Raw genomic sequence first — 21,064 nt, 5'->3', positions numbered from 1 at the left:
GCAGGTTGAAAAAATGACGACAGTCTTTCAAACAAGAAAAGGGACTGTTGAGGCAGTGAATGATATTTCCTTCAGTATAACTAAAGGGGAAACAGTTGCTATTGTTGGCGAATCTGGTTCTGGAAAAAGTGTTTCTGCCTTATCCATACTAAAATTATTGGAAAGTAACGGAAAGGTTTCATCAGGAGCAATCCTGTTTAATGATTTGAACCTTGCTGAGTTAAGTAATGAGGAAATAAGAAAAATCCGTGGGAAGGACATTGCAATGGTCTTCCAAGATCCAATGTCCTGTTTGGACCCGGTATATACCATAGGAGATCAAATTATCGAGACCATTAAGATTCATGAAGATTTATCGAAAAAAGAATATGTGGAGCGAGCAATAGAGCTTTTACGACTTGTGGGTCTGCCAGATCCTGAAAACAGAATACACACATACCCTCATCAATTATCAGGAGGGCAGAGACAAAGGGTAATGATTGCCATTGCACTCGCTTGTAGACCCTCATTAATTATCGCGGATGAACCGACGACGGCTTTAGATGTAACGGTTCAAGCGCAAATCATGGAACTATTAAAAGATCTACAATCAAAATTTGAAACTTCCATTCTGTTGGTGACACATGACTTAGGCGTCGTCGCTGAAATGGCAGATAGGGTTGTTGTTGTTTATGCTGGCCAGGTTGTAGAACAATCGAGTGTGATTGAATTATTTGAGAATCCGCAGCATCCTTATACGGAAGCTCTCATGAGGAGTATTCCGAGGATCGAAACTGACCGTAATCAGCGACTGCAGACAATCAAAGGTAATGTCCCAAGTTTAGATGATACTCCGACCGGATGCAGATTCCATCCCCGTTGCCAGTTCGCGACAGAAAAGTGTCGTGTGGAGGAACCTCCATTATTTCAGGTTGCTGATAATCGGATCAGTAAGTGTTGGCTTGTCGACCCTGATTCTGACATAGAAATATCATACCCTAGCGCTACCAAGGAAAAAATAGATGAAGATGTTTATATCGATGTATCTAATCGATTAGAAGAAAAGGAATTATTATTGGATGTCAAAGGACTCAAAAAGCACTTCCCGATTACAAAGGGCATATTATCCAGAACGGTTGGCCATGTCCAAGCTGTGGACGGTGTCTCCTTTCATATCCGTCAGGGTGAAACGTTAGGGCTAGTAGGAGAATCTGGATGTGGGAAATCTACGGTCGGAAGATTAATTACAGGTCTGATTGATTCCACCGACGGAGAAGTCAGCTTTGATGGCAATGATTTAATAAGCAGTAATCGTAAAACCATGAAAGATTTAAGGAAACGAATGCAATTTGTATTCCAAGACCCTTATAGTTCATTAAATCCTCGCATGACTGTACTTGATATTATCGGAGAGCCCTTAGAAGTGCATGGACTGGCCAAGGGATTAGATAAGCAAGAAAGAGTAGGGGAATTATTGGAAACGGTTGGATTATCCAAAAATGATATGAATAAATTTCCACACCAATTCTCAGGTGGACAGCTACAACGGATCGGAATAGCTCGTGCCTTAGCTACAGAACCAGATCTGCTTATCTGTGATGAAGCGGTTTCCGCATTAGATGTGTCGGTGCAGGCGCAGATTCTAAATCTGCTGAAAGATTTACAGAAGAAAATGGGGCTTTCCTATTTGTTTATTTCTCACGACTTAAATGTAGTGAAATATATTTCTGACCGGATAGCGGTTATGTATATGGGAGAAATAGTGGAAGTCACAGATTCCGAGACGCTTTTTGAGAATCCAATGCACCCTTATTCCAAAGCTCTGATTTCTGCAGTGCCGATACCAAATCCTACGATAGTGCCTGAAAGAATTATATTGGAAGGTGAAGTACCGAGCCCATCCAATCCGCCTAGTGGCTGCAAATTCCATACACGTTGCCCAATGGCGACGGAATTTTGTAAGCAACAGAAACCTGTACTTAGAGAACTATCATCAGGTCATATCGTATCATGCCATCTGTTCGGAGAGGGGGAAGAGAAGTGGGGGAATATATTGTAAGGAGATTAATATACGGTGTTCTCGTTCTATTCATCATGGTAACCTTTGTTTTTGTTGTGATGCGAGCAGTTCCAGGTGATGTAGTCACACTCCAATTGGCAGATTCAGGTGCAACAGAGGAACAAATCCAAGCTTTAGAGACTGAGTTAGGTCTGGATAAAAGTATGATAGCCCAGCTGGGTGACTGGTTGACAGGAGCATTTCAGGGAGACCTGGGAAATTCCTTATGGTCGGGGTTGCCAGTAACAGAAATCATTGGTGATAGACTCCCTGTTACTTTACAGTTATCGCTCATGTCAATCGTACTAGCGATTTTAATCGGGATACCTGTTGGTGTTATCTCTGCTGTGAAGCATAATACGTTTATTGACCATCTGTTACGCATTACTTCCGTTGGTGGTTTATCGATTCCAAACTTTTGGTTAGGGTTGATCTTGCTGACTGGCTTTGCTTTGGTCTTCAATTGGATTCCTCCTTTGGGTTATCAATCATTTATTGAGAATCCGGTTGTGAATGTACAACAAATGATACTACCAGCGATTTGTCTAGCGATCACGCTGAGTGCCAGTATTGTTCGAATGACCCGCTCTGCAGTACTGGAAGTTTTACATTCTGATTTTATCAGAACCATCCGCTCAAAAGGCGCAAAAGAGCGGGTCGTGATTTATAAGCATGCACTTAGAAATTCCCTAGTCTCTGTCATTACATTAATTGGCCTTCAGGTAGGTTATCTACTTGGAGGAACAGTTGTATTAGAGTCGATATTTTCCCTTCCAGGTTTAGGCAGTCTTATCTTTGAAACGGTCTCCGCAAGAGACTATCCTGTTGTTCAGGCTTCTGTACTCATCTTTGGAGCGATGTTCTTGCTAGTTAACTTGTTTGTGGATGTGATGTATGGCTGGGTGGACCCGAGAATAAGAAACAGTTGACGGAGGTTGATTGACCAACCATAGAAAGGAAGTGATTCAATGTCCCAAGTACAAATAGAATCTGAGATTCCGATAAAAAAGCATCTTGCAACAAGAACAAGACTTTTAAGAGTTAAAAATCAATGTATCCGATTTATTTCCATGCAAAAGATAGGAGTGATCTCCGCTTTATTTATATTGCTCGTTATTGCTGTTGCTATTTTAGCTCCTGTCATTGCGCCTTATGATCCGGTTGCTCAAAATAGAGAAGCTTTTTTGTCAGCTCCTACGATGCAGCACTTGATGGGAACGGATGATTTAGGGAGAGATGTATTTAGTCGAATTATCTATGGAGCTAGAATTTCTTTACTGGTTGGTTTTGCTACGGTTATCATTTCCATCATCTTAGGAACAATCATTGGGATGATTTCCGGTTTCTTTGGTGGAATTGTAGATATGGTTATTCAAAGGATTATGGATTCCATCATGGCAATTCCAGCATTAATATTAGCTCTGTTTATTGCAGCTTTACTTGGGCCGGCAGTTCAGAATGTGATTATTGCTCTAGTTATTATTGAGATCCCGCGTTTTGCTCGGATTGTCCGTGGGGAAATGATGCGGATTAGGGAAACGAATTATGTAGAGGCTTCACGCTCGGTAGGTGCAAATTCATTACGAATTATCATGAAGCATGGTTTACCAAATATGATGGCGCCAATTATCGTTATGGCAAGTTTGGCATTTGGGCAAACAATCATTGCGGAAGCATCCCTTAGCTTTCTTGGGATAGGGACGCCACCACCAAATTCATCTTGGGGATTGATGCTTAGCAACGCTAGTAGATATATGGAAAGTGCCCCTTGGCTTGTATTTTTTCCTGGTTTAGCTCTAAGTCTATTAGTATTAGCGTTTAATTTGTTGGGCGATGCATTGCGAGACTTCTTAGATCCAAAACTATCCTCATAGTCTTCGAATAAAAAAAATTAAAAATAAGGGGAGGGTATTGCATGTTTAAAATCAGAAATTTATCCGCTGTGGTTTTATTTGGATTTCTGTTGTTCTTCGTAAGTGCTTGTTCTTCTTCTGATTCTAGTACCGATAGTAATGCCAATTCTGAAGCAGAGTCAGCGAATGGGGAAGCAAACACTTCAGAGCCAAAATACGGCGGGACGTTTACAATGGTTACTCCAGCTGATCCCGATACATTGGATCCCCATCGTCAATCGTCCATTTATACACATCAAATGGCTGGATTTGTTTATAACAAATTAGTGACGTATGAAACAGGGCCTGACGTTGATTTCACGGATTATAATGTCGTTCCAGACCTTGCAGAAGACTGGGAGATATCTGAGGATGGAACAGTATATACCTTTTATCTGCGAGAAGCATATTGGCATGATAAGGAACCTGTAAACGGCCGCCAAGTGAATGCAGAAGATGTCGTTGCCACGATGGAGAGGATTATTGAACTGCCTGGGCATCAAGCCGCTCTTTTATCAGAGGTAGAGAGTATTGAAGCAGCAGATGACACTACCGTAGTTTTTACATTAAAACAGCCATTTGCTCCATTTCTAAATTTTATGGCCAATCATTTTATGTGGATTTTACCTAAAGAGGCGATAGATGGCGAAGTAGACTTGACAACAGATGCGATTGGGACGGGGCCATTTGTTTTGGAGAAGTGGGATGACAATGTTCAAGCGACGTATTCACGTAATCCGAATTTCTTTGAAGAAGGAAAACCTTATCTGGATGAATTGATATATAAAGTTGTACCTGACCAGGGTGCACGTATTGCAGCATTCCGGACGGAGCAAGCGGAAGTAATAGGTGGAATATCACCAGAAGAACTAGATACCTTGGTTAAAAGTAACCCAGACATAACCGTAAGAGAAGTATTGTTTCCTACGCAAGAACAAGTATATGTAAATATGGAAAGAGAGCCGTTCAATGATTTGCGGGTTCGTAAGGCGATTAGTATGGCAATTGATCGTCAATCGATGGTAGATAGCATCTATGGTGGTGGAGAAGTGAGTGGACCAGTAAATCCATCTTTAGGCAGCTGGGCATTACCATTAGAAGAAAGGGAAGCACTTCTACCATATGATCCAGAAGGGGCGAAAGAATTACTGGCAGAGGCTGGATTCCCTAATGGATTTGATACGACCTTAATTGTAACAGATGGATATGGTGAACAACTGGTTCGTGTTGCCCAATGGATTACCGAGGATTTGAGAAATGTCGGCATTAACGCAGAAATGGAAGTTGTCGAATATGCTACTTACTTTTCTGAGAGATGGCCAAAGGTTGATTATGATATCGGTGTAGGCTATCAAACGTATTTCCAAGAGCCTGATGAATGGTTGCGTACTCAAATGCATTCTCAAGGTGCACGTAATTGGTATAATACGAAAGATTCAGATCTAGATGAAATGCTGGATGACCAACGGATGATCTTAGATGAGAACGAGAGACTGGAAAAAGTACACGAGATTCAACGATATATACTAGAGAATGTCCTGAATCCAATTCCGGTATCGACTTACTATGTGATGACTCCGCACCAGCAGTATGTGAAAAATTACGAGCCTCATGCATCTTATGGTCATATTCATATGAAAAATGTATGGCTGGATAAGGAATAGTAGGTGATGTTTATCATTAATTTTCCATCTATTCAGTTTTCTTATGGTGACAGTTGGTTTTCTAACCTATAAAATAACTTCAAAAAAGGATTTGAATGAAACATGGTGCAGAGAATAGAGAAAATAGAGCTATCCACCAATTTTCCGATAGGTCCTGTAAATGTATATCTAGTATTTGGGGAAAAATTGACACTTATAGACGCAGGGATCCAAACAGAACAGGCATGGAATGAATTAATAGCTGGCCTTCGTTTGTTTGGCCTAACCGTACAAGATATTGAGCAGATTGTACTGACCCATCATCATAATGATCATATGGGACTTTTACAATGGATTTTAGAGAAGAATCCAGTTCCGGTTTATGCGCACAAAGATACGGAGACATACCTGGCAGACGAAGCCTATATGAAATGGAGTGGAGAGTTCTTTGACCGACTTTTTGTTGAGTTTGGTCTGACTGAAGAAGTGGCAGAGAAATGGGCTTATCGTAAACGCGACCGGGATGTATTGGCAGGTTTGAAGATAGAAAAGGGACTTCAAGAAGGGGATGGCATACCCGGTTTACCTGGCTGGGAAGTAATTGAAACAAAAGGCCATTCCCAAGACCATATCTCTTTGTACCATGCTGGAGAACAAATTTTCATATGCGGAGATCATGTCATTGATGATATCCATGTTGGAATTTTTCTAGATGCACCACTTCCTGGAGAACAGCGTGCTAAACCACTGATACAGTATATAGCGAATTTGAAAAAATGCCTTAAGCTTCCTATCAAGATAACCTACTCTGGTCATGGTCCTGACATTTATGACATCAGTCGCTTTATCCATGCTCAGTTTGAACGGACGGAACATCGTGTACAACGAGTGAAAAACGTATTGGAAAAAGGGAATGCAACCGGGCTCGATATTGTGAAGAAGATGTACCCAGAACGTTATAAAAAAGGATTGATTACATTTGTTTTTGAAATCATCAGTGTTCTGGACTTATTAATGGAACGTAATGAAATTTTTGCAGAGAAGCAGAACGGGGTATACGTATACAGTCTAATTTGATAGGTACAAATGTTTTCTCAAAACAATAAATCTATGAAGGGCTATAAGGTTATAGCGCATTCATTGAAGGAGGAAGTAGGATGGCGGATCGATTTAATGGAAGGGTAGCTTTTATTACAGGAGGAAGTCGTGGTATAGGAAAAGCAATTACTGAACAATTTGCAGAAGAGGGTGCGAAAGTAGCAATCATCGATATTAATGAAGAGGCATTGCAGGAAACGGAAAGGGAATTCAAGGAAAAGGGCTATGACATTCTCGCTTTAAAGGCAAATGTGGTAGAAGCGGAAGAAGTGGAATCTGCAATCAGTGAGGTCGTGAATCAATTTGGTTCATTGGATATTTTGGTGAATAATGCTGGGATTATCCGAGACAATCTTCTATTTAAGATGACGGACAGTGACTGGCAACAAGTAATAGATGTGCACTTGAAGGGTGCATTTAATGCTAGTCGAGCAGCACAAAAATATATGGTGAAGAATAACTATGGAAGAATTATCAATATATCCTCGACGTCAGCTCTAGGTAATCGAGGGCAGGCTAATTATTCTACAGTGAAAGCAGGACTACAAGGCTTTACGAAAACACTGTCTATTGAACTTGGAAAATATGGGATTACAGCAAATGCCGTTGCCCCAGGCTTTATAGAGACGGAAATGACGAGGGCTACGGCAGAAAGGATTGGTGTCCCTTTTGATGACTTTGTAAAGGCCGGTGCAAGCAAAATCCCTGTTGGTCGGAGTGGAAAGCCAGCCGATATTGCGAATGCCGTTGCCTTTTTTGCCGATGAAAAATCATCCTTTGTCAGCGGGCAAGTGATTTTTGTAGCTGGAGGACCTAAAACATAAGGAAGGGAGAAGGAATTAGATGTACAAAGATTTAATTGGTAAAAGATCGGAAAGAGTGAAAAGTACGGTTGAAAGAGGGATGGTCAGACGTTTTGCTGAAGCTGTCGGCGATTTGAATCCTATTTATATAGATGAAGAGGTTGGTAGAAGGTCAAGATACGGAAGGAATATTGCGCCACCGACTTTCCCGCGTGTCCTAAGTTCCGGTGTTGTGGAAGGGTTGAACCTTCCTAAAAAAGGACTGATACATGGAGAGCAAAATTATCATTATAAACGTCCACTGTTCGTAGGGGAAGATATCTATTCCTATTCTGTAATTGAAGATTATTACGAAAAACAAGGAAGTAGTGGGTTAATGGGTTTCTTATCAACAAAACGATATGGTGAAAATGACAAGGGAGAAGTTATATTTACGGAAGAATCCGTCATTATCATCACGGAAACTGTGAGAAAGGCGATGAAAGTATGAGTCATATTTTAGAATTAAAGAAGAATGATACGCTTGCTGTCACGCTTGATCCTGTCTCCAGAATGGACTTAATTAAGTATGCCGGGGCTTCCGGTGATTTCAATCCGATTCATACGATTGATGAAGAGGCAAAAAAAGCAGGTTTACCAGGTATCATTGCACATGGAATGTGGACAATGGGCAATTTAGCAAAATTGTTTACACCGTATTACGAGGAAGGGTTTATTCAAGATTACCAAATTCGCTTTTCAGGGATGGTCTTCCTGCATGATGTTGTTACGCTTCAAGCAGAATTGAAAGACAAAGCAGCAGACTATATGGACTTTGATGTGAAAGCAATGAATCAAAAAGGCAGAGAGATCATTAAAGGGAAAGTTCGTTTTGCGACATATCAATAGAACTGGTCCGTTGGGAAAGGCATAAGTAAAAAACGATTAGGAGTTGTAAAATATGAATAGAGATGCCGTAATTGTATCGGCGGTACGAACTGCTATCGCTAAACAGGGAGGAGCCCTGGCTAGTCTCCCCGCTCATGTTTATGGGGGAGAAGTGCTGAAAGAGGCGGTAAGACGAGCGAAAGTTGATCCAGAAACAATTGATGATGTTATTATGGGAAATGTACTGAGTGGTGGAGGAAACATTGCTAGATTAACAGCATTACAAGCAGGATTACCGATCAGTACTCCAGGACTCACGATCGACAGACAGTGTGGGTCTGGGATTAACGCAGTTGTCCTGGCTGCTCAAGCCATCCGGTCAGGAGCAGGGGATATCTATGTAGCGGGTGGAGTGGAGAGTATGACACGTGCCCCGTATTTAATGGAACGACCTGAGCGGCCTTATAGCTCTGCACCACCAAAATGGCATCGGATGCAACATGCACCAAAAGAAATTGGAAGCCCTCCAATGGGAGTCACCGCAGAGAATCTAGCAAATCAATATCAAATCTCCCGAGAGGAACAAGATGCTTTTGCTTATAGTAGTCAGCAAAAGATGGCAACAGCAATGGAAAAAGGATTATTTGATGAACAAATTGTCCCGATAAAGGTTCCGGTGAGAAAGGGAGAACCGATTGTGTTTGACAAAGATGAACACCCACGACCAAACACGAATTTGGAGGCGCTCTCAAAGTTGCCGCCGGTATTTGCTAAAGAGGGAACAGTAACAGCGGGGAGCAGCTCGGGTTTGAATGATGCAGCATCTGCCCTAGTCGTAATGTCAAGAGAAAAAGCAGAAGAACTGGGTCTTACCCCGCTAGCCGTCGTTCGGGAGTCTGCTGTTGCAGGGGTCGATCCAAACATTATGGGAATTGGACCGGTCCCAGCCACGAAAAAAGTAATGGAGAAATCAGGACTCACTCTCGACGATATGGATCTGATTGAACTTAATGAAGCTTTCGCTGCTCAAGCCCTAGCTTGTGTCAAGGAATTATCTATCAATCTTGAAAAACTGAATGTAAATGGTGGGGCGATTTCACATGGGCACCCATTAGGTGCTACTGGTGGTATACTTGTTGGTAAAGCAGTGTACGAATTAAATCGTTCAGGTGGAAGGTATGGTCTTGTAACAGCATGTATCGGTGGGGGGCAGGGTATTGCAGTTATTTTAGAGAGAGAGTGATTATTAATTGTCCTCCCTTGTATGGATAAAACTGGAAATATATTGTTTCGATGTAATATTAGTGTGCTAATATTATATTATAGAAGTAACAGTTGGGGAAAGGGCGTCTGTGATGAAGGACAAATTAATACAAGCAGCTATTGACCTATTTGATGAAAAAGGATTCAAGGGGACCTCGATTGAAGATATTACCGATAGTATTGGTGCGACTAAAGGAACATTCTATTATTATTTCAAAAGCAAACAAGAAATGCTGAAAGATATTCATCTAACCTATATTTTAGATTTACTGGAGAAACAAAAAGCAATTATTCAAGACCCGAACAAAAGCAACTATCAAAAGCTGTATGACATCATCTATTTAATCATAAGTAATATTAGAACAAAAGGAAAAAATGCTAGAATCATCTTCAGGGAAATGAGACATCTCGAAGGAGTGTATTTAGAACAAATTAAAGGGAAGAGAAAAGATTTTAGATTGAATGTCCAAGCATTATTAGAAGATGGCATTGCAAAGAACGAATTTAATCAAAATGTAAGGGCTGACATTTCTGCGTTCAGCATACTCGATATGGTCAATCGAACCTATTATTGGTACAACCCTGATGGAGAATTGACAGAGGAAGAATTGGCTGATTATTATTTAGGGTTCATCCTAAATGGAATAAAATCTAAGGAGCCTTTGTAACACATAAATTAATGGGGGTATCCATTTGTCTACTTTAAATCGGAGTATTAAATTAGTAAGCAGGCCACAAGGAATGCCAACGAATGAAAATTTTGAGCTAGTTACCAATTCATTACCTACTATAAATGAAGGCGAATTATTGATTCGGACGATTTATTTATCAGTAGACCCATATATGCGCGGAAGGATGAATGGAGTAAAAACGTATGTTGATCCATTTCAATTAAATGAAGTACTTATTGGTGGCGTAGTTGGGGAAGTTGTAGAATCAAAGAATAATGATTTCAAAACTGGTGAGATTGTGGAAGGTCGCCTGGGATGGTCAGATTTTTCTGTATCAAATGGCAGTAATATTAGGAAAATAGATCCAACTCTCGCACCGATTTCAACCTCATTAGGAGTAGTTGGAATGCCAGGGCTCACCGCATATTTCGGATTACTTGATATAGGAAAAGCAAAAGAAGGGGAAACCGTCGTCATCTCTGGAGCGGCAGGTGCCGTTGGCATGGTCGCAGGACAAATCGCAAAAATCAAAGGTTGTCGCGTAATCGGTATCGCAGGTTCTGAGGAAAAGGTGAATTATTTAAGTAATCAACTCGGTTTTGATCAAACGATAAATTATAAAACAGAAAATGTATTAGACGCTCTAAAAGCAGCATGTCCTTCTGGAGTAGATATATATTTTGATAATGTTGGTGGAGAAATCTCTGATGCGGTTATAAAATTGATCAATTACAAGGCGCGTATCATTGTCTGTGGGCAAATATCTCAATATAACAATGAACAAATTGAGACAGGGCCTCGTATTCAAGGTCAATTAATCCAACGAAGTGCACTCATGCAAGGTTTCATCGTTTCCGATTATGCTGATCGTTTTGGAGAGGGGTACCGACAGTTAGGAAAGTGGGTAAAAGAAGGTAGATTACAGTATCGAGAAAATGTCGTCGACGGCTTAGAAAATGCCCCGGATGCATTCATTGGATTATTCCGGGGAGATAATATAGGGAAACAACTAGTTAGGGTATCGGAAGAGTAACCTATAGGTTTGGATAAAATTCAAATGTAATTGAATTTTGATGAATGAAAAGTTCACAGAACATGGTAAATGAGCTACCAATATGCGCTTCATAGCCAAATTGGTAGCTTTTATGTTTTTTACAAGTCTCCTATAAATAAGGTTATACCGCTATAATTAGGGTCCAATAAAATTCTATTAGATGGTAGCCTTGACTTTAATTAACATAATATTTACTCCCTTTTAATATCTTATTAACATCTACTTTCTATACTATAAGTTGACATAATAGGAGAGATGGAGGGAGTATATTGAAACGAAGGAGAAAGGCACTTCAGAAACTCTTTACTGCATACCTAGCTTTGCTGGTACTAGTAAGTCCGATGTTGCCGATAGCACAGCAGCAGGTGTATGCGGAAAGTGTTTCTGGAAGTGAAGTAGAAAAAGAAGGGGAAGCTTCGATTCAACATGAGCAACCCCAAGCAGTAAATGCTAATGAAGATTTACAGCTGTCTGTCCAAGCTGAAGGTGCTATTGCGGTGGATGTGAACTACATGGTACATAATGAAACAAAAACAATCGCAATGACTGAAAATGAAAATGGTCAATTTACTGCAGTGATTCCAGCTGGTGATTTAGAACAAGAGAAATTCGAATATTGGTTTCTAGGAAAATATGAAAATGATGTACAACAAGCAACGAAGCCTTACATCATACCTTTAAATGAAGAAAATGAAACATCTACAAAGGACGAACCTCAACAAACTGATTCAGAACCACAGCAAGAAGAACATCAAGAAGAATCCTTTCAATTACAACATGATCCAATTACACAAATAAACGGGAGCAATGATTTGAAGGTAACCGCTCATGCACCTGGTGCAGAGCGTGTGAAAATGATCTTTAAATCTGCGAAAGAGTTAGAGGCGGAAGAACTGCTTTTAACAAAGGAAAACGATCAATTCAACCTTTCCATTCCGAACGAGAAACTTTGGTCGACTGTATTCCAGTATGAACTGATTGCCGAAGATGCGGAAGGTAATACGAAATCCACAGATGTGATTGAAGCGTCTGTAACGAAAGATGAGCATACAAAAGACATTCCGGAGCTGCTTATTACAGAAGTCGCACCTCAAACGGAGCAGGCTTATGGCTTTATCGAAATCTATAATAATAGTAATCAACCGGTTCATTTGAATGATTATCAGTTTGTCTATCAGTCTGAGTTGGCTGGAAAAGTAGACTGGGATATAGCGGATGATATAGAAGTAGGACCGCAAGAAACGGTTGTCATTTGGATACATAACAGTGAGAAGACCCTGACAGCCGATGATTTTAATACTTTCTATGGAACAAATGTCGCCGAAAGCAACCTCGTATTTGTTAAAAGTGAAGCAATGGCTGCTGAGAGTGGTACGATAACCATGAACGACAAGTCAGGACATACGATAGTACAAGCATCCTTTGATGGTGAGGATGTCTCCCAAAATAAAGGGATAATCTATCTCTATCCAAGCGAAGGCACTTCCATGCAAAAAGCAGGTATCAGTACGGAAGCTGACCCGGAAAACTTGATTCCTGGTCAAGTGCCGTCAACTCCAGTTGAAGTAGTAGAGACGGAGCAGGTAGAAGAGAGCTTGGAATCCGATTTACAGAATGATGGACAAGCAGAAACAGAGGAAGATTACGATCCTCAAGCTGTACCGCGTCTGCTTATCACTGAAATCACGCCAGATACAGCCAATATGAATGGCTCGGATGCGTATGAGTTTATCGAAATCTACAACAATAGTGACCAGTCCATCAATATGAAAGACTATCAACTGATTTATCGTTATCCAACGAATACAGCAGACCAAATCTGGAATATTACCGAGGATAAAGTGATTGGTCCACAAGAAACATTCATCGTTTGGATTAAAAATGCAGGAAATAAAGATGCTACATTAGAGGATTTTGAAGCTGCCTATGGTATTGAGTTGTCAGAGAGCCATGTAACAACAATAGGAAGTGGCGGAATGGCAAACGGCAGCGAACGTACAATTATCATTAGTGATATGGTTGGCAACACGATTGCTGAAGCGACTTATAATGACGGGTCCAAAGATGTTTACCCTGACAGAGGGATTATGTATCAATTCCCGACAGAAGGACATGTAATGGATAAAATCGGAGTCGATGAAACGGTCACTCCACTTCACGTTTATCCGGAACAAGTGCCGTCGATCCCGGTGAAGGTAGATACAGAAGCAAGTGCACCAACAATTGGTGAAGCAGCAATTCATCTTGAGGATGGACTCATCCAAGTCGAGGTGCAAGTGGATTCGGAACTACCTGTCACAGGTGTTCAAGTATTCTTCCGTCAAACCACGGCGATGGAATTCCAGTCTCTAACGCTGACTAGTCAAGATGGAGAGAACTTCACCGTCGCGATTCCGGTCGAAGAGATCTGGAGTGAGGGAATAGAATATTATTTCGTTGCCACTAATGACGCAAGACAGGCAACTTCCGATATCGGTGTAGTGGAACTTCCAAAAGCGGATATCGACTATCAACAGATTCCACCACTTCTCATTACAGAAATTGTACCGGACACAGCGAATGTGAACGGCGCGGATGCTTATGAGTTTATTGAGGTTTATAACAATACAACGGAAGACATTCGCTTTAATGATTATGTTTTACGTTACCGTTATCCGAATACGGGAGCGGAAGGGGATCTGTTATGGGGACCGCCGCTGGACCATGAGGATATTATTGTTCCTTCAGGAGAAACCGTCGTTTTATGGATCATTAATGGTGGGAATCCACATTTGACTGGCGAGGATTTTAATAACCATTTTGGAACGGATTTAACAGAAGGACAGAACCTCATCAAGATTTATAACAATGGAATGGCAAATGGTACGGAAAGGACATTGGTCATTGCCACGCAAACAGGGGATGAGTTATCTTACGCAGCTTACAATGATGTAACTGGGGTTGATGATACGCAGCCGGATAAAGGAATTTTTTATCGTTTCCCACAAGACGGCAGTATGCAATCTCAAAAAATCAGTGCGGGAGAGTTGGATGCAACTCCTGGTGCTGTGATGATCGAGCAAGTCCCATCGGAAAAAGTGCAGTTGCCGACTGATGTGACTCAACCGGAAATACAAGATAATACAAGAGAAACACTTACTTCAGGAGAAGATTTTCATATCACGGCGACCATCACCGATGATGTTCAAGTGAAATCTGTATTCTTGTACTACCGCACGATGGAGGACACGGATTTTATCAAAGTGAGTCTGCCGCGTGGTGACAATGATGAATTTCTATATACGGTGTACACTCCTGAATTAATCGGACAGAAGCAACTTGAATACTATTTGGTTGCGAGTGATGGAAAAAATGAAAGTCGTACGAACTTGAAAACTCTATCCATTGAACATCCACATGTTCAAACTGGTCTTCGCTTAAATGTAGCGGACGAAGAAGTGATAGCAGGAGAAAAGATCATTAAAGCAACTGCCGATGAATATACGAATGACATCGTCTTATCGGTGGATGATGAAGAAGTTCAAGATACATTCCGTGCTATGGAAAATGAAGCATATTTTGCTTTTGACGTGACGGAAACGAATATTTATTTCCAAAATGGTGTCACGATGGGTGATGAAATTTTAACCATTTTTGATGACACGTATAATGACTTTGTGACATTAACCGTGCCGATTCCGGCAGATAAATTAGAGATTGGCGACAATACGATCTCCATCCGGGCGGGTAATAAAGTCAGCCCATTTGATGAAGGATCGACAGAGAACCGTGACGACTTCACCATCAAAAATATCCGTCTTGTTTTATCAGATGGAACCGTCATTTATGACCCGGACTACAGTGATCCAAACGTCAATTACCCTGTAGGCGACAGTGCTGGGAAACAGGAAGTGTTTGATTTTACGTTTACGTTAGAAGATGAAATGTTTACTTCGCTTGCTTACGTCTTCGATACGCCGACGGTAGAAGATGGGGAATACAAGATTCAAGCGGAGTTTGAAGAAGAAACAGTTGCAGCAAATGTCATTGCGGATAATACAGCCCCGACCATCGTACCGACGATAGAAAATGGTCAGGAATATAAAGGGGAGTTCCTAATTGATGCAGAAGTTTCCGATGCAAACGGAGTACAAGATGTAACAGTTCAGTTAGGCGGAAATTATATTTCCTTGCCGCATGAAACATCATCTGCCCTACTTGAACCAGGTGAGCATGAAGCAATTTTCCGTGCAACGGACATCGTAGGGAATGTAGAGGAAAAAACAGTAACATTTACTGTCACCGAAGAACATCCTTGGCTGCCTGACTGGTTGAAGGGTACTCCTGAAGATACGAGCGCTAATTTATCGGTTCGAGTGACAGACCCGACAAATGATGCGATGGATGTAACGTTTTATGAGGCATACCAGTACACAGCAGAAGATACGGATCATCTGACGATCAAGCAGTTTGCTTCGACAACAGAACCGCCTGAATCGTTCCAGCCAGAAGGGGAAAAAACGTTAACTGAAGATGAGCTTCAGGAACTTAGCGCATTAGATGGTAATGGAGTTTCAACTGAATCGATGACAGAGTTCCCATATCATCGTTTTGATGTAACTGTCGATGAGAACGTTGATGATGACGATGAAATTGAAATCGTCTGGAATGGTTCATCGTTGGAAGGCAGAAAAGTGACGATGTATGCCTGGAACTATCATACGGAGAACTGGGACGAACTGACGTCTACAGTCGCTAGTGAAGAAGCTTTTGAACTCGTTGGTTCTGTAAAAGGTCCAGAATATCTCAATGACCAAAAGGTGAGCGTCATAGTTCAAGACCAGATTGCAGAATATGGAGAGGATTTCAGTTTTGTTTGGTTTACCGATACTCAATATTATTCTGCACGTTATCCATGGATCTATGAAGACCAGGTCAATTGGATGGTTGAAAATAGAGATGCGTTAAATATTGAATATATTTTCCATACCGGAGACTTGGTTGATGTTTATGATGACTTTGACCAGTGGAAAGTTGCAGATGACAACATGCGCGTGTTGGATGAAGCCGGAATTCCTTATGGTGTATTGGCAGGAAACCATGATGTCGACAACAAGAGCCATAACTACGAAAATTATTATCAGTATTTTGGAGCGGACCGCTTCGAGGATCGTTCATATTATGGCGGTTCCTATGAAAATAACCGTGGCCACTATGATTTGATCAGTGTGAACGGCATTGATTTCATTATGGTTTATATGGGATGGGGTGTTGACCAAGAAGGAATCGACTGGATCAACGAAGTTCTTGCTGCGCATCCAGATCGAGTCGCTATACTTAATTTCCATGAGTACTTGCTTGCTACAGGTACGAGAAGTCCAATTGGGGATGAGTTGTTTGAAAAGGTAGTTGTGCCGAATGAACAAGTTAAAGCCGTTCTCTCTGGACATTACCATAATGCACAGACATGGATTGATGAAATTGATGATGATGGAGACGGCGTTGCGGATCGTACGGTATATCAATTGCTTGCCGATTACCAAGGCGGTCCGGAAGGTGGACAAGGTTATTTAAGAATCCTTAACTTTAAAATGAACGAGAACAAAGTAGCTGTCCAAACCTATTCTCCGTATCTTGATGATTATAATTTCTATGAACCAGAGGAGTATCCGGAGAAAGACGAGTTTACCATGGAATGGGATCTGGAACCAAAACTCAAAAAAGTAGAGACGGATTATGTTGAAATCAATGTCTATAGTAATCATCAAATTGGCACGGTGGAAAACGTACCAAGTGGAGAAGCTGCACAAGTTACATGGACGGGGCTTCAACCAAACCATGAATATTCCTGGTATGTCCATATAACGGATGAATTTGGCGGATCAACGAGATCTCCAATTTGTAGTTTTGAAACAGTGGATGGAGAGGTAACATTACCTGAAGAAGAAGTGGACAATGATGAAGAAAATGCAGACAATGAATCTGGCAAAGGCGACAACATAGAAGATGATCGAGAGGGAGATGAATCAGGAACAACCGATTCAGACGGATCATCTTCTGCTGGTAAGAATGAGGAAGAAGGAAAAGAAAAACCATCTACAGGCTCTTCTGGACATACGGTTGACAAAGCAAAAGCAAATCAAACCGATAAGTCAAAAGAAACTTCTGGAAACAGCTTGCCGAAGACGGCAACAAGTATTTTCAACTACTTGTTGATTGGACTTACTTTGATTGTAGTTAGTATCGGAATTTTAGTTTCAAGAAGGTTGAAGGTGCGGATGTTGGGAGAGTAGTCTGGAAAGGAACTCGGACACTTTTACGTTACGTGAACATGTGAATAATAGATACGTGAAGTAAGGATATTTGGAGCAGCACGTTCCAGATATCCTTACTTCTTTTATAGAATAAGTCATGAAATAAATGCTAAATCTAACCACTCTACAAGAGATGAATATTATTTACTCTTCTATTGGCATACCTAAAATTACTCTGTAATATTAAACTTAATTAAATTAATTAATAAACATTTCGGGAGCATTATTTTATAGGTGATTTAGAAAGCGTTTACTCAAACACGTAAAGGCATCGCTCTTTAGCTCAAGGATTAGCGGTATCTTTTTTGTAAAAACCCATGATAGGTGTGTTACATATCTGACTGACAACAAATTAGGGGGTAGAAAAAGTGAAAAAATGGATGACAGTAATCATGGTGGTGTTGTTGATATGTATCCTTTCAGCTTGCTCATTTGGGGCTGCTAAAAATACATACGAGGAGTCCGGTGTTCTGACAGCATGGGCTTGGGATCCATTATTTAATGTGGCTGCATTAGAAATGGCAGGAGAGTACTACAAGCAGGAAGATGAGGATTTCAAGCTACAAATCATAGAAAATGGATAAAAAGATATTGTTCAACGATTAAATACTGGATTGAGCTCCGGGACGATGCATGGGATGCCGAATATTGTTCTCATTGAAGATTACCGGGCACAAAGCTTCTTACAAGCATATCCAGATGCTTTTTATGATTTATCGGATTACTTCGATATCGATGATTTTGCAGATTATAAAAAGGCGCCGACAAGTTTTGAAGGGGGCCAATATGGAGTACCCTTTGATACGGGTGTAACTGGGTTATATTTACGGACCGATTACTTAGAAGAAGCGGGATACACTCCAGAGGACCTGACGAATATCACATGGGACGAATTTCTTGAAATTGGTAAGGACATAAAAGAGAAGACAGGGAAATACATGATTTCCATTAATCCAAACGATCCGGATGATTTAAGACATATGATTCAGACCGCTGGTGTCTGGTTCACCGAAGAAGATGGAAGAACAGCAGATATCAGTGATAATGAAGCGGTGAAAGAAGCGGTGCGGATTTATAATGCATTGCAAGAAGAAGGAATCGCTCATATCAATACAGATTGGAGTTCCAGAGTTTCAGCTTTTAATAGTGGAGCAGTCGTCAGTGTGGCGGTAGGAAATTGGATGACGCCGAATATTAAAGCGGAAGAATCACAAGCTGAAAAATGGACGGTAGTGCCGATTCCAAGACTGCCGGTTGAAGGCGCGGTGAATGCATCCAACCTGGGCGGAAGTTCTTTCTATGTACTGAATATTCCTGGTAAAGAAAAGGCAGCAGAATTTTTAGCAAGTACATTTGTTTCAAATAAGGAGCTATATCAGGATCTCGTGACAGAGATTGGTGCCATCGGTACGTATTTACCGGCTTTAGACGGAGAAGCTTTCCAAATTCGTGATGATTTCTTCGGAGGACAAAAAATTATTGCCGACTTTATCACATGGATGGAAGAGATTCCAAGTGTGAATTATGGAATGCATACGTATGCGGTCATGGATATTCTCATTGGTGAGATACAGAAATATAAAAGCGGTAAGAGTCTCGAGGAAGCTCTAGAAGATGCCCAAAAGCAAGCAGAAGGGCGACTTAGTAATTAAAGGAAAGCTACCTATCTATCCTTGCTAGATTGATAGTTATAAAAATAATCATGGCTTTCTATACATCTCAACGTTTGGAGTGATCACAAATGAAGCTTGTAAGAAGTAAAGACTTATTAGGTTGGTTTTTCATCCTGATTGCAGTTATTTTCATTACTTTATTTTATTTTTATCCGATGCTGCAAGCTCTCATCCTATCTTTTCAGTCGGGGATGGGAGTGAATCTGGAATTTGCTGGATTGGATAATTATCGACGTTTACTCAATGACCCGGTGGCATTGACGGCGATCAGAAATACGTTCATTTACTTAATTATTCAGGTTCCGGTCATGATTTTACTTGCCTTGTTTTTCTCTGTACTGTTGAATAATCCTGATTTGAAGTTTAAAGGATTCTTCAGGACGGCTATCTTTTTACCGGCTGTTATATCACTTGTTGCTTATTCGGTTATCTTCAAGTACTTATTCTCAACAGATGGGATTGTAAACAAGTTTCTATTAAATCTATCCTTAATCTCTGAACCGATCGAATGGTTGATGGACCCGTTTTGGGCGAAGGTATTGATCATCATCGCTATTACGTGGCGTTGGACGGGGTACAATATGATCTTCTATTTAGCAGCTTTACAAAATGTGGATAAATCTGTTTATGAGGCAGCTAGGGTCGATGGAGCAAATTCCTTCCAACAGTTTTTCTATATTACGATTCCGATGTTAAAGCCTATCATTCTTTTTACGGCGATTACATCTACCATTGGAACACTTCAATTGTTCGATGAGCCGATGAACATCACAAGAGGTGGTCCAGGAAATGAAACATTAACCATCTCACAATATATTTATAATCTATCATTCGAGTACACGCCTGACTTTGGTTATGCGGCAGCTGTTTCCTTTGTCATCGTTATTTTGACCGTGATCTTCTCTATCATTCAATTCAGACTTCGTGGTGACAAAAAATGATTAACTGGAAGTCGATCTTTACTTACGTGATATTAAGTGTGGCGGCATTCGTTTCCCTGTTTCCATTTATTTGGATGTTAATCAGCATGACGAATAAATCGGTTGATATTACTCGGGGGAGCTTAATGCCAGGAAGCAACTTGTTTGAGAACTTAAGCAACCTCTTTGCAAACTACAATGTTGGCTCCGCGTTGTTTAATTCATTTTTTATTGCTATTATTGCTACAGTATTATGTCTCATCGTATCCGCTCTTGCGGGATATGGATTTGAAGTTTACCAGAGTAAGGGGAAAGACATTGTCTTTACGATTCTCTTGCTTTCTATGATGATACCGTTTGCTGCTTTGATGATTCCGTTATTTAGGTTCTTCGGAAATATCTCGCAAGTGTTTCCAGCAATCGGAGTGGACACGTTATATGCAGTTATTTTGCCATATGTAACTACAGCATTTTTTGTTTTCTTCTTTAGACAGAATACAAAGATGTTCACGAAAGATTTGATTGAGGCAGGTAGAATTGATGGACTTAGCGAGTTAGGGATATTTTTCAGGATTTATATGCCATCGATGAAAAATACGTTGGCTGCTGCCGGGATTATATCTTTCATGAACAATTGGAATAATTATCTATGGCCATTAGTCATTATACAATCGCCAGAAAATCAGACGATCCCATTATTGATTTCGAATTTAGGGTCGGGATATACCCCGGACTATGGCGTCATTTATACAGCGATTGTGATAGGTACGATACCGACTGCTCTCGTCTTCTTCTTCCTACAACGATTCTTTGTTGAAGGAATGACCGGATCGGTTAAAGGTTGATGAA

Annotated in this window: 14 protein-coding genes and 1 pseudogene; all 15 read left to right on the top strand. The window is 40.7% G+C overall.

The features are described from left to right. Positions 1-13: 13 nt before the first annotated feature. The 15 genes and pseudogenes from M3210_RS20395 to M3210_RS07005 all read left to right on the top strand — a co-directional run bounded on the left by M3210_RS20395 (position 14) and on the right by M3210_RS07005 (position 21,060). The gene (locus M3210_RS20395) at positions 14-2,038 is read left to right on the top strand and encodes an ABC transporter ATP-binding protein (protein WP_432806978.1); all 2,025 of its coding nucleotides are present in this window, start codon (positions 14-16) and stop codon (positions 2,036-2,038) included. Next, positions 2,020-2,967: a nickel ABC transporter permease gene (gene nikB / locus M3210_RS07070; protein ID WP_251512756.1), complete on the top strand. Its 948-nt coding sequence runs from the start codon at positions 2,020-2,022 to the stop codon at positions 2,965-2,967. Before M3210_RS20395 ends, nikB begins: the two co-directional genes overlap by 19 nt. Positions 2,968-3,006: 39 nt before the next feature. Further along, the gene (locus M3210_RS07065; RefSeq protein ID WP_251512755.1) at positions 3,007-3,912 is read left to right on the top strand and encodes an ABC transporter permease; all 906 of its coding nucleotides are present in this window, start codon (positions 3,007-3,009) and stop codon (positions 3,910-3,912) included. A 41-nt stretch (positions 3,913-3,953) separates the two neighbouring features. Then, on the top strand, positions 3,954-5,594 hold the full coding sequence (locus M3210_RS07060; RefSeq protein ID WP_251512754.1) for an ABC transporter substrate-binding protein: 1,641 nt from the start codon (positions 3,954-3,956) through the stop codon (positions 5,592-5,594). A 102-nt stretch (positions 5,595-5,696) separates the two neighbouring features. Then, positions 5,697-6,650: an MBL fold metallo-hydrolase gene (locus tag M3210_RS07055; RefSeq protein ID WP_251512753.1), complete on the top strand. Its 954-nt coding sequence runs from the start codon at positions 5,697-5,699 to the stop codon at positions 6,648-6,650. An 80-nt stretch (positions 6,651-6,730) separates the two neighbouring features. Then, positions 6,731-7,495 carry an SDR family oxidoreductase gene (locus tag M3210_RS07050; protein WP_251512752.1) on the top strand — a complete coding sequence of 255 codons (765 nt, stop codon included), beginning with the start codon at positions 6,731-6,733 and terminating at the stop codon, positions 7,493-7,495. A 19-nt stretch (positions 7,496-7,514) separates the two neighbouring features. After that, entirely contained in the window at positions 7,515-7,964 is a 450-nt protein-coding gene (locus M3210_RS07045) for a MaoC family dehydratase N-terminal domain-containing protein (RefSeq protein ID WP_251512751.1), read from the top strand. Continuing rightward, positions 7,961-8,362: a MaoC/PaaZ C-terminal domain-containing protein gene (locus M3210_RS07040; protein WP_251512750.1), complete on the top strand. Its 402-nt coding sequence runs from the start codon at positions 7,961-7,963 to the stop codon at positions 8,360-8,362. Before M3210_RS07045 ends, M3210_RS07040 begins: the two co-directional genes overlap by 4 nt. A gap of 52 nt (positions 8,363-8,414) precedes the next feature. After that, positions 8,415-9,584: a thiolase family protein gene (locus M3210_RS07035; protein WP_251512749.1), complete on the top strand. Its 1,170-nt coding sequence runs from the start codon at positions 8,415-8,417 to the stop codon at positions 9,582-9,584. A gap of 112 nt (positions 9,585-9,696) precedes the next feature. Next, on the top strand, positions 9,697-10,272 hold the full coding sequence (locus M3210_RS07030; protein ID WP_251512748.1) for a TetR/AcrR family transcriptional regulator: 576 nt from the start codon (positions 9,697-9,699) through the stop codon (positions 10,270-10,272). 25 nt (positions 10,273-10,297) lie between these two features. Next, positions 10,298-11,308 carry an NADPH-dependent curcumin/dihydrocurcumin reductase gene (locus tag M3210_RS07025; RefSeq protein WP_285853614.1) on the top strand — a complete coding sequence of 337 codons (1,011 nt, stop codon included), beginning with the start codon at positions 10,298-10,300 and terminating at the stop codon, positions 11,306-11,308. Positions 11,309-11,598: 290 nt separating this feature from the next. Then, positions 11,599-17,601 (top strand): lamin tail domain-containing protein, encoded by a 6,003-nt coding sequence (locus M3210_RS07020; RefSeq protein WP_251512747.1) that lies wholly within the window; start codon positions 11,599-11,601, stop codon positions 17,599-17,601. A gap of 389 nt (positions 17,602-17,990) precedes the next feature. After that, a pseudogene (locus M3210_RS07015) lies at positions 17,991-19,274 on the top strand (ABC transporter substrate-binding protein). 89 nt (positions 19,275-19,363) lie between these two features. After that, positions 19,364-20,236: a carbohydrate ABC transporter permease gene (locus tag M3210_RS07010; RefSeq protein WP_251512746.1), complete on the top strand. Its 873-nt coding sequence runs from the start codon at positions 19,364-19,366 to the stop codon at positions 20,234-20,236. Continuing rightward, complete coding sequence (locus tag M3210_RS07005) at positions 20,233-21,060, top strand: carbohydrate ABC transporter permease (protein ID WP_251512745.1); 828 nt, start codon at positions 20,233-20,235, stop codon at positions 21,058-21,060. The genes M3210_RS07010 and M3210_RS07005 overlap by 4 nt, the downstream gene beginning before the upstream one ends. Positions 21,061-21,064 lie beyond the last annotated feature (4 nt).

It is taken from the genome of Oceanobacillus luteolus, from assembly GCF_023715655.1.
Taxonomy (GTDB): Bacteria; Bacillota; Bacilli; order Bacillales; family Amphibacillaceae; genus Oceanobacillus; species Oceanobacillus luteolus.
The sequence above is the reverse complement of the archived record's forward strand: the minus strand, read 5'-3'. Positions and strand labels throughout refer to the sequence as shown.

Bases quoted from the DNA above. Each gene is read 5' to 3' on its own strand.
- M3210_RS20395 (WP_432806978.1), top strand. From the start codon at position 14: ATGACGACAGTCTTTCAAACAAGAAAAGGGACTGTTGAGGCAGTGAAT.
- M3210_RS07065 (WP_251512755.1), top strand. From the start codon at position 3,007: ATGTCCCAAGTACAAATAGAATCTGAGATTCCGATAAAAAAGCATCTT.
- M3210_RS07060 (WP_251512754.1), top strand. From the start codon at position 3,954: ATGTTTAAAATCAGAAATTTATCCGCTGTGGTTTTATTTGGATTTCTG.
- M3210_RS07055 (WP_251512753.1), top strand. From the start codon at position 5,697: ATGGTGCAGAGAATAGAGAAAATAGAGCTATCCACCAATTTTCCGATA.
- M3210_RS07050 (WP_251512752.1), top strand. From the start codon at position 6,731: ATGGCGGATCGATTTAATGGAAGGGTAGCTTTTATTACAGGAGGAAGT.
- M3210_RS07045 (WP_251512751.1), top strand. From the start codon at position 7,515: ATGTACAAAGATTTAATTGGTAAAAGATCGGAAAGAGTGAAAAGTACG.
- M3210_RS07040 (WP_251512750.1), top strand. From the start codon at position 7,961: ATGAGTCATATTTTAGAATTAAAGAAGAATGATACGCTTGCTGTCACG.
- M3210_RS07035 (WP_251512749.1), top strand. From the start codon at position 8,415: ATGAATAGAGATGCCGTAATTGTATCGGCGGTACGAACTGCTATCGCT.
- M3210_RS07030 (WP_251512748.1), top strand. From the start codon at position 9,697: ATGAAGGACAAATTAATACAAGCAGCTATTGACCTATTTGATGAAAAA.
- M3210_RS07010 (WP_251512746.1), top strand. From the start codon at position 19,364: ATGAAGCTTGTAAGAAGTAAAGACTTATTAGGTTGGTTTTTCATCCTG.
- M3210_RS07005 (WP_251512745.1), top strand. From the start codon at position 20,233: ATGATTAACTGGAAGTCGATCTTTACTTACGTGATATTAAGTGTGGCG.